Annotated in this window: 1 protein-coding gene; it reads left to right on the forward strand. The window is 60.8% G+C overall.

What is annotated here, in order from left to right:
* Positions 1–32 precede the first annotated feature (32 nt).
* Positions 33–17,138 (forward strand): hemagglutinin repeat-containing protein, encoded by a 17,106-nt coding sequence (locus ACIPUG_RS01325; protein ID WP_400337001.1) that lies wholly within the window; start codon positions 33–35, stop codon positions 17,136–17,138.
* Position 17,139 lies beyond the last annotated feature (1 nt).

The raw sequence follows: 17,139 nt of genomic DNA on the forward strand, positions 1-17,139 counted from the left end.
TCGTTGTTAATTGTTGAGACCGGGGATCAGGGATGAAACCAATAAAAATCACACAGCGCCTGCTGGCGTATACGCTGATCCACCTGATTGCATTTCAGCCGCTGCTGCCAGCCATGGCGGCGGGGGTGCAGGTGGCGACGGGCAATACCGCGCTGGATCAGGCCGGCAACGGCGTCCCGGTCATCAATATCGCCACGCCAAACAGCGCGGGGATCTCCCACAACCAGTACCGCGATTTTAACGTCGACAAGCCCGGTCTGATCCTGAATAACGGCACAGAACAGCTCAATCCCACGCAGCTCGGCGGGCTGATCCAGAACAACCCTAACCTGAAGGGCAAGGCCGCCGACGCCATCATCAACGAAGTGGTGTCCACCAACCGCAGTACGCTGGCGGGCTATCTGGAAGTCGGTGGCAAGCAGGCCAGCGTGATTGTTGCCAACCCGAACGGCATTACCTGCGACGGCTGCGGCTTTATCAATGCCCCGCAGGTGACGCTGACCACCGGTAAACCGCAGCTGGACGCGCAGGGAAATCTGCAACATATCGACGTGAAGCGTGGCGATATCACGCTGACCGGGCAGGGGCTGGATGCGAGCAAGAGTGACTACCTCAGCCTGATTGCCCGTACCGCGCAGATTGATGCCGGGCTGAATGCCAACGATACCCGGATTGTGCTGGGGGCTAATCAGGTCGATGCCAATGGCACGGTCACCGCGCAGGCGGCGGACAGCGACGTGGCTGGTAGTAATGTAAAAGTCGCGCTGGATACGGGCGCGCTGGGCGGAATGTACACCAACCGCATCAAACTGGTTTCCAGCGATAAGGGTGTGGGCGTTAACGTCGGCAATCTGAGCGCGCGCAGCGGGGATATCACACTGTCGGCCAACGGCAAGCTCAGCCTCGGCGATGCGGTGGGGAAAGGGAATATTCAGGCGGATGCGGACGCGCTGGCATTGCGGGGCAAGCAGCAGGCGGGTGATGCGCTCACGCTGAACGCGAAGCAGGACATCACGGTGCAGGACGCCACGCTGCGAGCAGGGAAGGATATCGCTCTCCGGTCAGACGGGACGCTGAACGCACAAAACAGTCTCATCAGTGCCGGTGTGGATGCACAGGGCACGGTCAACTCTGCCAATCAACTCTCTCTCAAAGGTGACAATGTCACTCTTAACGCGACCCAGCTTGCCGCCGGCAAGGTGGCGGTCGAGGCGGGGCAATCGCTGCAGCAGGATGCGCAAAGCGGCATCAAGGCAGAATCGGCGCTTGAGATGCGCGGCGACACGGTGTCGCTGGCGGGCAGCGCGGGCGCGGAAAACGTGCGACTGGAAGCAAAGACCCTTAACGGTGCCGGCAGCGCCCAGCTTCAGGCGAAGAACAACGCCATGGTGCGCGTCACGCAGCAGGGCGACTGGCAGGGGAATGTAACTGCGGGCAATACGCTGAGTGTTGAGGGCGGACGTCTGGTACAGCGAGGTACGCTGGCGGGGAAAACCCTCACGCTGACGTTAGATACGCTGGATAATCAGGGCGATATCGCTGCGCGGCAGGCGCTGACGTTCAGCGGCGGTGACATAACGAACCGCGGCACATTAGCGGCGGCCGAGCGATTGACGGTTAACGCGCAGCGCCTGGACAACCGCGGATTGCTCAGCGCCCGGTACGAGGTAAAACTTGAACTGCAGGCGGTGCTGAACAATCAGGGCAACATTCTGACCGATAATCAGCTGTTTTTGCTGGCCGACAGCATCACCAATGGCGGCACGCTGCAGGCCGCCACGCTGACCGCACAGGCTGACAGCTTCACCAGTCAGGGCGAGGTGACCGCAAACGCACTTGACCTGACCAGCCAGACGAGCGAAAACCACGGCGTTATCAACGCCCGGCAGATGCTGGCGCTGCACGGCGGCAGTCTGGTGAACCGCGGCACGCTCAGCGCGGGTGAAAAACTGGCGCTGACGCTGGGTGACTCACTGGATAACCGCAGCCTGATACAGGCGGGCAACACCCTGCAGATAACCGCTGACCGTCTCAGCAATGATGGCACGCTCACCGCCCCTGACTTACAGCTGCACACCGACACGCTCGCCAATCAGGGCACGTTGCAGGCTGACAACGCACTGCAGCTGGACGCCACGCGTTCACTGACGCAGTCCGCCCGCGGTACGCTGCTGGCGGGCACCGACCTGACGATAAACGCGGGACAGGCGGAGACCGACGGTGCGATTCAGGCGCAGCAGTTCCTGCTGAATGCCGAACGCTGGCTCAATACGGGAAAAACCAGTCTTACCGGCGACGGACAGATTACCGCCGGGCAACTGGACAACCGCGGCAGCCTGTTGACGGCAGGCAACTGGACCATTCACAGCGATGTCGCCAGCAATGCGGGTGCGTTGCTGGGCAATGCCCTGACGATTCAGGCCAATACCCTCACGAATAGCGGACAGGCACAGGCGAAGGGGGCGGTGAACCTGACCGTCGCCGATACCTTTACCAATCGCGGCGACTGGCTCAGCGGGGAGACGCTGCGTCTTCAGGCGGCGAAGACCGAGAACCGGGGCACGCTGCAGGCGTTAACCGTGACGACAGAGGGCGCGTCTTTCGACAACCGCGGTACGGTCAGCGGTATCAATAGTCTGTCGCTCTTCCTGACCGGCCATCTGGATAACGCCGGTACGCTACAGGGTAATGCGCTTCATGTGGACGCGGCACAGCTCGATAATCAGGGCACGCTGCGGGGCACGGATGCGTTGACGCTGGCGATAACCGGCAACCTGTCCAGTCAGGGCGAGCTGCTGAGCGAGGGTGACAGCACCACGTCAGCGCAACGATTTATCAATCACGGTACCTTGCAGGCGAAAAACGTCACGCTGCAGGTGGATGAACTCGACAACGCGGGAAACATCCTCGGCGTGTCCTCGCTGACGCTGACGGCGGCCAACGGGCTCACCAACCGGCAGACGGGCAAGCTGCTGTCTCAGGGAACGGCGACGCTCACCGCAGCAGAGGTCGTCAATGCCGGAGACTGGCAGGCGAAAACGCTGACGCTGATGGCGAATAATCTCACCAATGACGGCCAGATCCAGGGCGATGACGCCTTATCCCTGACGCTGCCCGCGACAGATGGCAAAGGGACGTTAATCAACCGCGGCACGCTGACCTCGGGCGGGGATGCCACGCTGTTCGCACGCCTGATGGAGAATCAGGGCACGCTCTCCAGTCTAGGGCGTACTGAGCTGACCGGTGTGTCGTTGATGAACGACGGGCGAGTGGTGGCGGCGACGGGGCTGTCGCTGCGCGGCGACTATCAGGGCCGCGGCCTGCTGAACACGGCGGGCACACTGACGCTGCACGGCGACACGCTGGTTAACGGCGGGCACTGGGAAAGCCGGGCGCTGTCCCTGCAAGGGAAGCACTTGACCAATCAGGGCACGGTGCTGGGGAACACGGTCGCGCTGTCTCTGGAACAACTGACAAACCACGGCGACATCACCGGTGTCGACACGCTAACGCTGTCGCTCGGCGACAGCCTGAATAATATCGGCACGTTGCGCAGCGACAGCCTGTCGGTTGCGGCGGCAGAGGTGAATAACCGCGGCGACATGCAGGGCATCAATACTCTGCAACTGAACACCACCGGGCTGCTGGATAACGCGGGCGTCATCAGCGGCAGCCAGTCTGTGGCGGTGGCAGCCGGTGACGTCAAACAGCGCGGCACGCTGGAAGGAAAAACCGTCACGCTGGACGTCGCCTCGCTGGCCAATCAGGGCAAGATACTGGGCGTGGATGCGCTGACGCTCGCCATCGTGGGCACGGTCACAAACAGTGGGAATGTGCTGACGCAGGGCAACGGTTCTGTTGCCGCTCAGCAGGTGGACAATAGCGGGCTGATGCAGGCGGGGAGTCTGACGCTGCAGGCCGACGATATCGTGAATGCCGGGCAACTGCTGGGGATTGACGCGCTGTCCATCACCGCACAGCACGGGCTGACCAACCAGCAAACCGGCACACTGCTGACGCAGGGCGCGGCGGTGTTACAGGCTGCGCAGGCAGCGAACCACGGCGAGTGGCGGGCAGATAGCCTGTCGCTGCGGGCTGCTCGCTTCACCAACGCAGGACGGGTTCAGACCGAAGGTAATATGGACATCGCCATAGAACCCGTGGGTGCCCCTCATCAACGTTCATTCCTGCCAATGGCGCTGTCGCTGGCGGCGGATATCCAGCAACTCAACGCGCAGCCTTCCCCTCAGAATGCATTCCCCGCCGCCGGCAAACTGGACAACCGCGGCACGCTGGTCTCCGGGGGCGACATCCAGCTGCGCGCCACGCAACTGGCCAATCAGGGCTCCCTCGCCAGCAACGGCACGGCAACCCTTATCGGGGAGACGGTGGAGAATGACGGCGATATCGTGGCCGTCACCGGACTGTCACTTGCGGGCCATTATCAGGGCCGCGGGTCGCTGCAGACTGACGGCCTGCTGGACTGGTCCGGCACCACGCTCACCAACCGCGGGCGCTGGCAGGCGAATGCCATTCAGTTGCAGGGACACGCGCTGGACAATCAGGGCACGCTGCTGGGGCAGCGCACCGACATCACGGTCGATAGCCTGTTTAACGGCGGCGAAATCGCCGGGGTTGAGGCACTGCAACTGACTGTTGCCGATAGCCTGACCAATCAGGGGCAGATCTATGGGGCGACGCTGGGGCTGTCGGCGACAGACCTGTTCAATCAGGGGGAGCTCTCCGGTGATACGTTGCACCTGACGCTGCAGGAGACGGCTCGCAATAGCGGCCTGATTAGCGGCAGCCAGCGGGTACAACTGGAGGCGAGTCAGGTCGACCAGTTGGGTTCACTGGAAAGCCGCCAGTTGCAGGTGCAGGCGAACGCACTGGACAATCAGGGCACGATGCTGGGTGTCGATGCGCTGACGCTGGCGATTAACACCACGGCGCGCAACAGCGGAAAATGGCTGAGTCAGGGCGACAGTACGCTGACCGCCAGCCGACTGGAAAACCGTGGGCAATGGCAGGCGAAGACGCTGACGCTGACGGCCGATGAGGTCGGGAATGCCGGCCAGCTGTTGGGACTGTCGGCGCTGACGCTGACGGCGAAAAACCGTCTGGACAATGCGAAAACCGGCCAACTGCTCACTCAGGGGCTGGCAGTGCTGAACGCGGCCGAGGCGAGCAATGACGGTGAATGGCAGGCAGACAGCCTGACGCTCGACGCGCAGAACCTGATTAACCGCGGGCACCTTCAGGGCGACCAGTCACTGAAGCTGACGCTGGCAAACGGTGATGTAGACAATAAAGGTACGTTGTGGAGCAAGTACGCCGATATTGCCGCCCGCACGCTGACCAACGCGGGTGAGGTGACCGGCGTTAACGGTCTGCAACTGACACTGGATGACGCCTTAACCAATCAGGGTACGCTGAGCAGCTATCACCTGACCGCGCAGGCCAACAAACTGGACAACCGCGGGAAAATCAACGGCCTTGACCGGCTTGAACTGACCGTTGGCAATAGCCTTGATAATCAGGGCTCGCTGTACGGCGCGGCGCTGGCGCTGAACGCAAACGACCTGACCAACAGCGGTACGATGACGGGCGTGAACGGGCTGACGCTGGAGCTCGGCAATCAGCTGGATAATCAGGGGGCGCTGAACAGCCAGGCACTTGCCATTGCCGCCCGCGACGTGACCAACGGCGGACTGCTTAATGGCACGCGCGACCTGCAACTGACGCTGGACGGCACCCTGACGAACACCGGTGACCTCACCAGCCAGCGCATCGATATTACCGCGAAGGACGTGCTCAACCACGGGCAGGTGCTGGGCGCGGACAATCTGCAACTCGATCTGCGTAATACACTGGATAACCGCGGTTTAATCAGCGGCAGCACCACATTGGGTATCGTTGCGAACCATATCGACCAGCAGGGGACGCTGGAAGCCCGCGCGCTGACGGTGGACGCACAGACGCTGGATAACCACGGAAAAATGCTGGGCGTGGATGCGCTGACGCTGGCGATTACGGGGACGGCACGCAATCAGGGCAAATGGCTGAGTCAGGGTACCAGCACGCTGACGGCGGATCGGGTTGACAATCACGGTCAGTGGCAGGCGGGTGACCTCACGCTGCAGGCCAGCGAGCTGACCAACCGTGGACAGATTTTTGGTATTGATGCGTTGTCGCTGAGCGCCGACAACGGCCTGACGAATCAGCAAAACGGGAAACTCCTGTCGCAGGGCATCGCGGTACTGCGCGCGGCGAGCGTGACAAACGACGGCGACGCACAGGCAGACCGCCTGACGTTTGAGGCACAGCAGTTGACCAACCGCGGGCGAATGCAGGGGGACAACGGGTTAGCCGTTACGCTGGACCGCGCTAATCCGGCCAGCCGGTTAACCAATCAGGGCACGCTGCTCTCCGGCGGCGACAGCTGGCTGAGCGCCAGCCTGCTCGACAATCAGGGCAGCGTATCCGGCGTGGGTACGCTGACGCTCGACAGCGGTGCGATAAATAACGCGGGTAATGTTATCGCCGACGGGGCGCTGTCGCTCACTGGCGACTATCAGGGCGCTGGCCTGCTGCATACCGCCGACACGCTGACGCTGCGCGGCAATCAGTTCAACAACAGCGGACGCTGGGAAAGCCGGGCGCTGGCGCTGAACGGGGGGGCGTTCAACAACGCTGGCTCGGTTATCGGTGAGCGCGGTATCACGCTAGAACTGCGTGACGGCCTGACGGTCGGCAGCTCCGGCCAGTTGCTGACCAACGGGGCCCTGCAGGCGCAGGCGGGCACGGTCATGAACGACGGGCGCTGGCAGGGCAACACGCTGACGCTGACGGCCGATGACGTCGGGAATGTCGGCCAGCTGCTGGGGCTGTCGGCGCTGACGCTGACGGCGAAAAACCGTCTGGACAATGCGAAAACCGGCCAACTGCTCACTCAGGGGCTGGCTGTGCTGAACGCGGCCGAGGCAAGCAACGAGGGTGAATGGCAGGCGGACAGCCTGACGCTGGACGCGCAGCAACTGACCAACACCGGTCATATTCAGGGCGACCACTCACTGAAGCTGACGCTGGCAAACGGTGATGTCGCTAATCAGGGCACACTGTGGAGCACGCTCGCTACGATTGCTGCCCACACGCTGACCAACGCGGGCAACATCACCGGCGTTGACGGTCTGCAACTGACGCTGGATGACGCCTTAACCAATCAGGGGGCGTTGAGCAGTTATCACCTGACCGCGCAGGCCGACAGGCTGGACAACCGCGGGAAAATCAACGGCCTCGACCAGCTCGAACTGACCGTTGGCAATAACCTTGATAATCAGGGCTCGTTGTACGGGGCGGTCCTGGCGTTGAACGCGACCGACCTGACCAACAGCGGTACGATGACGGGCGTGGACAGCCTGGCTTTCAACCTAAACGGAACGCTGAATAACACGCGTGACATCAGCAGCAATGCGCTGACGCTCAAAGCCAATGACGTATTCAACCACGGTACTCTGACGGGCGTGAACGGGCTGACGCTAGAGCTTGGCAATCAGCTGGATAATCAGGGCGCGCTGAACAGCCAGGCGCTTGCCATTGCCGCCCGCGACGTGACCAACGGCGGACTGCTTAATGGCACGAGTAGTTTGCAACTGACGCTGGACGGCACCCTGACCAACACCGGTGACCTCTCCAGCCAGCGCATCGGTATCACCGCGAAGGACGTGCTCAACCACGGACAGGTGCTGGGCTCGGACGATCTGCAACTCGATCTGCGTAATACACTGGATAACCGCGGTTTAATCAGCGGCAGCACCACATTGGGTATCGTCGCGAATCATATCGACCAGCAGGGGACGCTGGAAGCGCGCACGCTGACGGTGGACGCGCAGACGCTGGATAACCACGGAAAGATGCTGGGTGTCGATGCGCTGACGCTGGCGATTGCGGGGACGGCACGCAATCAGGGCAACTGGCTGAGTCAGGGTACCAGCACGCTGACGGCGGATCGGGTCGATAATCACGGTCAGTGGCAGGCGGGCGACCTCACGCTGCAGGCCAGCGAGCTGACTAACAGCGGACAGATTTTTGGTATTGATGCGTTGTCGCTGAGCGCCGACAACGGCCTGACGAATCAGCAAAACGGGAAACTCCTGTCGCAGGGCATCGCGGTACTGCGCGCGGCGGCGGTGGCAAACGATGGCGACGCACAGGCAGACCGCCTGACGGTTGACGCCCAGCAACTGACCAACCGCGGGCGGATGCAGGGGGATAACGGGTTAGCCATCACGCTGGACCGTACCCATCCGACCAGCCGATTAACCAATCAGGGCACACTGCTCTCCGGCGGTGACGGCTGGCTGAGTGCCAGCCAGCTCGACAATCAGGGCACCGTGTCCGGCGTGGGTACGCTGACGCTTGACAGCGGTGCGATAAACAACACTGGCAGCGTGATTGCCGACGGGGCGCTGACGCTCACTGGCGACTATCAGGGCGCAGGCCTGCTGCATACCGCCGATACGCTGACGCTGCGCGGTAATCAGTTCAACAACAGCGGACGCTGGGAAAGCCGGGCACTGGCGCTGAACGGGGGGGCATTCAGCAACACCGGCACGGTTATCGGTGAGCGCGGTATCACGCTAGAGCTGCGTGACGGCCTGACGGTTGGCAGTACCGGTCAGTTGCTGACCAACGGGGCCCTGCAGGCGCAGGCGGGTGCGGTCATTAACGACGGGTTCTGGCAGGGCAAGACGCTGGAACTGTCCGCAAACGACCTGACAAACGGCGGCACGCTGCTCGGTCAGGACGGGCTGCGTCTTGATTTGCCGGGCACTTATCAGGGGAATGCACGATCTCGTTTGCTGAGCGACGGTGAGGCCGTTATCACGGCTGGCCGTCTGACGCAGAGCGGTGAGATAGCCGCGGGCACGCTGAATCTGAGCACGGGGACGCTGGATAACGGCGGACGCGTGCTGGGCAGCAGCGGCCTGACGGTCACCAACCGTGATGAACTGATTAACCACGCCGGTGGGGAATTGCTGACCAACGGCGCAGGCCGCCTCGACAGCGGTTCGCTGCGCAATGCCGGTACGCTGCAGGCGAACGACCTGCAACTGCGCGCGGGTGAAATCGACAATCAGGGTCGTATTCAGGGCACCGATGCGCTGCGTCTGCTCGACGTACTGCGCTATGTCGGCGATAAAAGCAGTCAGTTGCTCAGCAAGGGTGCGGCCACGCTCCAGGCTAAACAGGCGGACAACGCCGGGTTATGGCAGGCGGGCACGCTGACGCTGGACGGTGACACGTTCCGCAATAGCGGCACGGTGGCGGGGCTGAACGGTCTGTCGCTCAACGGCGACGCACTCAACAATCAGGGCGAACTGTTCTCGCAGGGGGCGGTGACGTTAACCGGCACGACGCTGGAGAACGGCGGCACGCTGACGGGCGTCGGCGGCTTTACGCTGCAGCTCACCGACCGCGTGGATAACCTGGCAACGGGACGATTGCTGAGCGGCGGTACCGGGGAACTGACGACGGATGTGCTGAACAATCAGGGGCTGTGGCAGTCGGACGCGTTACACCTGACCGCCCGTGACCTGGAACAGCAGGGCAATCTGCTGGGCGTACAGCGCGGGACGCTGCAGCTGAGCGGGACCTATCAGGGCGCGCAGGGCAGTCAGCTGGTCAGCGGCGGTGACCTGAGTCTGACGGCGCATGACATCCTCAATCGCGGGCAGATACAGGGCAGCACACTGACGCTAGGGGCGGAGACGCTCGACAATCACGGCTCCCTGCGCGGCGACCGTGCGCTTAATGCCACCGTTGTCGGCCAGTTCAGCAATGCGCCGCAGGCGCGTTTAAGCAGCGACGGCACGCTGAGCGTGCAGGCGGCGACGCTGGCTAATCAGGGCGACATCAAAGCCACCACCACCACGCTGACGGGGAATACCATCACCAACGGCGGCACGGTGCAGGGCATCGCGGCATTGCAACTGGACGCGACAGACCGCATCGTCAACCAGCAGGGCGGACAGCTGTTATCCGACGGCACCACGACGCTCAACGCGGCGGCGGTCGAGAACCTCGGCTGGCTGCAGGGGCGCGGGCTGGCGGTGAACACCGCGCAGTTGACCCAGCAGGGCAGCCTGATGGCGCAGGATAAACTGACGCTGAAAATTCCGCAGTGGGTGAATAACGGACTGGTGCAGGCGGGCGAACTGGAGATTATCGCCGATGAACTGGACAACCACGGCACGCTGCTGGGCCTGACACAGCTGGCGCTGCAGACGCAGCGGCTGATTAACCGGCAAGGGGCGAAGCTCTACAGCGCACAGGATTTGCGCCTGAAAACGCAAGAGCTGCAGCAGGACGGACAACTGGTGGCTCTGGGTAACCTGAGTGCCGACATTACCGGGCCGCTGACCTTTACCCAGAGCATGGCCGCCGGGAAACAGCTGACGCTGAACGTGGCGGGCGACCTCGACCAGCGCGGCACCCTGCAGGGGCAATCCGTCCAGCTGACCAGTACCGGTACGCTGACCCATCAGGGCAATATTCTGGCGGGTGGCGGGGAGTCGCGTATCAGCGCGAAAGACATCGTGCAACTGGAGGCGGGCAGCATTCAGGCGGGTGGTAATCTGACGCTGGTGAGCGACAATACGCTAAATAACAAGGGACTGATTGGCACCACGGGTGACCTGCTGGTGCAGGCCGGCGGCGTGTTACACAACAGCAGTATGCTGTATGCGGGCGGCAATATGCGTCTGCTGTCCGACTCGCTGACCAACGTGTTCGGCACTATTCTGGCGGGCAATAATCTGTGGGTGCAGCGCGATGCGCAGGGCAATGCCAGTACCTCGCTGCTCAACAGCTCCGGCACTATTGAAACGCAATCCGGGGATATCACTATTAACACCGGTACGCTGACCAATCAGCGTGAGGGACTGGTTGTGACGGAGAGTGAATCAAGACCCGTTGATTTACCTAGCGGTGTCGGTGGTTCTTCTATTTTTGAATATATTGATGTCTATAACATAGATGAAAATAAATTCGGATATTATTACACCCATGAATATTTCCCAGGTCATGCTGATGAGACATCTTGGGACGAATATACTTTGCATTATGCTCCTTATAATACATATTCTTTGAAAAAATTCATTGTTAACCAAAAGGAAGTGGCGATCGGTGGTGTTGTAAATACTCAGTCAGTTATCTCTTCGGGCAAAGCAGCGTATATAAAATCTGACTATTTTAATAATATATCATCCAATGTTATTTCAACCGATGACCTACTTCTGATAGGCAGTGTATTAAATAATAAATCTTATCAAACGGGAAAGGTAACTGAGTATTTAACCTATAGCTACAAAGGGCCTGCACCTGTCATCTCTATAAAAGGTGGGGATCAGGATAGAGAGCAATATGGGAATGTTTTTTACGCTACCAATTATCATATAGCATATACGCTAGACGGCACCCCAACCACTGAAAAAACCGTTGGTGAAAGCTATAACGCGTTAATTCAGGCGGGCGGCACCATTACCGCCGATTTCAAACAGGATATCAGTAATACCACGCTGCAGCCGGGCAGCGGCGGGTTTATGCCTGCGTCCACCAAACCGGTGCTGGATGCCATTACCACGTTGTCACCGTTGCAGAAACAGACCACGCGCCAGCTGGTCAGTCAGGATTCGTCGTTTAACGCGGGCGCGGTCGACGTCACCAAAGCAGGGAACGGACCGGCGACGCTGGCGGGCAATGCCGCAGGCGTGGCGGCGACGGGCAAAACCGTGACGCTGACGCAGCAGGCGGGTACCGCGCTGCAAGCGGGGGCACAGGCGGACAACATCACGGCGGCCATCGCGGCGCCGACTGCCGCAGGGCCGCTGACGCTGAACACCGGCGACGCGGTGGTGTTATCGCCTTCTGCTTCCGGTCATATCAGCAACCCCGATGCGGTCACGCTGACGCCACAGTCTGGTACTGCGCTGCAAACCGGCGCGCAGGCGGACAACATCACGGCGACTATTACGACACCGAATGCCGCTGGGCCGCTGACGCTGAACGCCGGCGACGCGGTGGTGTTACAGCCTTCAACCTCCGGCCATGTCAGCAACCCCGATGCCGTTGTGCTGACGTCAACAGGCCAGCGGCCTGATGCGGGCAAGAGCCTGACGCCGGTTAACGTGGACAATACCGAAACGGGTGTAACGATAGCAGGCACGGTAGGTACTCCCGCCACATTGACTACACCGGGCATGGCCGCGATTGATGCACCGAAGCCGACGGTCAGTGCAGACACCCCGCCGGGCGGAACTGCGCCTTCTGCGCCACCACTGCTTTCTGCCGCAGACTTGCTGAGCGCCATCGGCAACGGCCTGCAAAACCTGAGCACCAACCCGCTTGCCGAGTACCCGCTGCCGACCGGCAATAACGGGCTGCTGGTTGTCGACCCGAATGCCGACAGCCGCTACCTGATCCACACCAACCCGAAACTGGAACAGCTGGGACAGGTCGACAATGCGCTGTTCAGCGATCTGCAGACGCTGCTGGGGCAACAGCCGTCAACGGTGGTGCCGGTTGAGACGCGCTCGCAGTGGACGCAGGCTGACCGGGTGCTGGGCTCGTCCTATCTGCTCGATAAGCTGAATCTGGATGCGGATCACGATTACCGCTTCCTCGGGGATGCGGAGTTTGATACCCGCTACATCAGCCAGGCGGTATTGAAACAGAGCGGGCAGCGTTACCTGAACGGCACCGGCTCCGATCTGCAACAAATGCAGACGCTGCTGGATAACGCGGCGGCGGCGCAGAAAGGCATGAACCTGCAACTGGGCGTCAGTCTGACGCCGGATCAGGTCGCAAATCTCAGCCAGAGCCTGGTCTGGTGGGAAAATATCGAGGTCAACGGGCAGACCGTACTGGCACCGAAGCTGTATCTGGCGCAGGCGGATAAAAGCAACCTGCAGGGCAGCGTGATTGTCGCGAACAAGGTCGAACTGAACGCCGGCGGCAGCGTCACCAACAGCGGCACGCTCAGAGCGGTCGACGTGCTGGCGATCGCCAGCGGCGACAGGATTGATAACCACGAAGGCGGCCTGATCAAGTCAGACGGCGGCCTGAATCTGGTGGCGCTCAACAATATCACCAACAGCGGCAGCCGGATTGAGGGCAATACGCTGCAGCTCGCCAGCATCAACGGCGACATCATCAACCGCACCGAAAGCCGCAACTTCCAGACCGCGCAGCCGACCTCATCGCGCAGCGGCACCGGCTCGCTGGTCTTCACCGAACTGGGCAAAACCGCCGAAATCGTCGCGGGCAACAGCCTGACGCTCAGTGCGGGCAAGGATATCCGCAACGTGGCGGCCACGCTCAACGCCGGGCAGGACATGGCACTGAACGCCAAAGGCAATGTGGCGATGGAGGCGCTGACGCTGACTAATAATCGCGTCGATATCGGCTGGGGCAGCAGCAACACTGCGCTGAATACGGTCGTACAGGGCAGCACCGTCACGGCGGGCGGTACGCTGAAAGCCGTCGCGGGTCAGGATATTCAGATTGATGCCAGCGCGCTTTCCGGTGGCACGGCGCTGACGCTGGCAGCGGGTAATGATATTCGCCTGACGGCACAGGATACGCTGAAAGAGACGCTGTATCAGGGTGGCAGCACCGCACAGCGTCGCACGCAGGAGGTGGCAAACAGCCAGCTTCTGACCGGCGGCGATCTGAATCTGGTGGCGGGACGGGATGTGTTGTCCGAAGCCGCCAGCCTGAACGCCAAAGGCACTGCGACACTGGCCGCCGGACGCGATCTCAACCTGCTGTCTCAAGAGGAAGAGACCTACAGCGGCAACTGGTGGAACCGCCACGCCGACTGGCAGCAAAACATCACCCAGCAGAGTACTGAATTAACGACGGGCAAGGGCCTGAACCTGCAGGCGGGCAGAGATATCAACCTGCAGGCGGCACAGGGTGTGGCGAGCGGCGCGGTGACGGCACAGGCGGGCAACAACATCAACCTGCTGTCGGCCACCGAAACGCAGCACACCTTCTTTGAAGAAACGAAGGTCAAGAAAAAGGCCTTCTCGAAGACGGTGACGCATACGCTGCAGGAAACGTTGCAGACCAACGAGAAAGGCAGTCTGCTGTCGGGTGACAGTGTCACCATGGCGGCCAATCAGGATATCAACCTGCAAGGCTCCTCCGTGGTCGGTGACAAACAGGTCACGCTGCTGGCGAATAATGACGTCAACACCGCTGCCAGCATCGAGAACTACCAGAACTATGAAGAGTACAGCAAGAAAAAAAGCGGTCTGTTCAGCGGCGGCGGCATTGGTTTTACCATCGGTTCAACCTCGACGAGCCAGAAACTGCGCGATCAGGCCGCGACACAAAGCCAGAGCATCAGCACCCTCGGCAGTACGACCGACTCGGTGACGGTGAAGGCCGGGAACGATGTCACGATCAGCGGTACCGATATGGTGGCCGGAAAAGACATCTTCCTGCAAGGCAACAATGTCACAATCGATCCGGGCTATGACACGCGCAAACAGCAGCAGGAGTTTCAGCAGAAAACCGCGGGTCTGACCGTGGCGCTGTCCGGCGTGGTGGGCTCGGCGCTTAACAGCGCGGTGCAGAGCCTTCAGGCGGCGAAAAGTGAAAGCGATGGCCGGCTGGCGCTGCTTCAGGGCATGAAGGCCGGGCTGTCCGGGTATCAGGCCTATCAGGGTAGCCAGTCCGAGCTGAACAACAAAGGGGAAGCGGCTTTTGTCGGCGTCAGTATCTCTCTCGGGGCGCAAAACTCACGCTCCAGCCAGACCAGCGAGCAGAAGCAGAGCTTTGGCTCGACGCTCAATGCGGCGGGGGATATTGGCATTGAATCACGCACCGGGGATATCACGGTCGCGGGCAGCCAGCTTAAGGCGGGCGGTGATGTCCTGATGAACGCGGCGCAGGACATCCACCTGCTCTCGGCGCGTAACAGCGAGGACATCAGTGGTAAAAACAGCAGCAGCGGCGGAAATATCGGCATCAGCCTGGGCTTAAGCAACGGGAGCGCGGGGCTCAGTATTTTCGCCAACGTTAATGCGGCGAAAGGGCGCGAAACCGGGACGGGCAATAGCTGGTCAGAAACGACGGTGGATGCGGGTAACCACGTTACGCTGAAAAGCGAGCGCGACACGCGGCTGACTGGGGCGCAGGTGAACGGCGAGCGCATTGATGTTGATGCCGGGCGTCATCTGCTGCTGCAAAGTCAGCAGGACAGCGAACGTTATGATTCCAAACAGACCAGCGTGGCCGCCGGCGGCAGCTTCACCTGGGGATCGATGAGTGGCAGTGGTTACCTCAGTGCCAGCAAAGACAAGATCCACAGCAACTATGACAGCGTGCAGCAGCAGACCGGGTTCTTTGCCGGTAAAGACGGATTTGGTATAAAAACCGGTGAGCACACCCAGCTTGACGCCGCAGTGATTGGCTCCACCGCCAGCGCAGAGAAAAACCGGCTGGAAACGGGGACGCTCGGCTGGAGCGGGCTCAACAACAAAGCCGAGTTCAAGGTCGAGCACAGTGGCATCGGCCTCAGCGCCAGCCCCTCGATGAGTGGCAGTATGCTCTCGACGCTGGCGATGACGGTCCCGTCGGCGCTGATGTCGCTGGGTAACAGCGGCAGTGCCGCCAGCACCACCTATGCGGCGGTGAGCGATGGCACCTTGTTGTTGCGGGATACGGCGAAGCAGGTGCAGGATATCGCTACGCTGAGCCGTGACGTTGAGCACGCGAACAACGCGCTCAGCCCGATCTTTAACAAAGAGAAAGAGCAGAAACGCCTGAAACAGGCGCAGCTGATTGGTGAAATCGGCGCGCAGGTGATGGATATCGTGCGCACGGAAGGCGAACTGAAAGCGCAGAAAGCGGCGGAAGCCAAGGGCGACGCCAAAGTCAAACGTCCGCAAGACGGTGACTCGGCCAAGGAATGGGAGGTCTATAAAAAGGCGCTGACGGAATCGCCGACCTATAAAGCCGAGATGCAGAAATACGGTACAGGCAGTGATTTCCAGCGTGCGGCGCAGGCGGCCACGGCGGCGATCCAGGCACTGGCCGGCGGGGACATTCAGAAAGCGATTGCCAGCGGTGCATCACCGTATCTGGCGCAACTGGTGAAAGACGTCACGATACCGAAGGACGAAAGCAAAATCACGGCGTCGGATATCGCGGCCAACGCGATGGCGCACGCGGTGGTGGGTGCAGTAGTCGCGCAGCTGTCGGGACAGGATGCGGCCGCGGGGGCGATTGGTGCCTCCAGCGGCGAACTGGCCGCCCGTGCGATTATGACCGCGCAATACCCCGGCAAGACGGCGAACGACCTGACGGAAGAGGAAAAGCAGTCAGTCAGCGCGCTTTCCACGCTGGCCTCCGGGCTGGTATCCGGTCTGGCGAGCAACAGCACTGCTTCCGCCGCCAGCGGCGCGCAGTCTGGGCGCAATGCGGTTGAGAATAACTCGCTGGCGATAAGCTGTGCGCATGAGCCGATGGCTTGTGCGAAGAATCCGTGGCTGGAAGGGGGCGCAGGCCCCGGAGGTCTGGCAGGCGGAGTGTCAGCGGCGGGAGCCGGTGCGGTTATAGGTGAAGCCCTGAACGGTGACAAGGATAAATCCGAACAGGATAGTGACCAGCCGAATGTGGGTAAAAACCTGAGTGAAGGTGAGAAAGCTGAACTGGGTGGCACAGGCTCCGGTACGCCGGACGGCTGGGGGCCGGAGGACGAAGAGAATGCACGGAGGAATGATGATGTATCTTCAAATATTCCATCGAGAGATAAGCTTAACCAAGCAGCTTCAGCTTCTAATCGAAATGGCATGACGGATGCTGGTCGAGCATTACAGAAGCATGGTGGCAGAGAGGGGTCTGTATATTCATACTCCAGCCAAAAAGCTTCAGTTTTAAACCAAGAGGCTCAGACAGTAGTTAACGAAATCCTGAATAATACAAATACTAAGATTGAGTCCAGAGTTGTTTTTGAAAATAAGCAGAAAATTACTGTGGTTGAAGCAACAGCTCCTGATGGGCGTGCTTTGAGATTTAATGCAGATGGAACTCGATTGATTGGATTCCGTGAGCCACCCAGCAAATAAG

It is taken from the genome of Pectobacterium sp. CHL-2024 (genome assembly GCF_044751765.1).
GTDB lineage: Bacteria > Pseudomonadota > Gammaproteobacteria > Enterobacterales > Enterobacteriaceae > Pectobacterium > Pectobacterium brasiliense.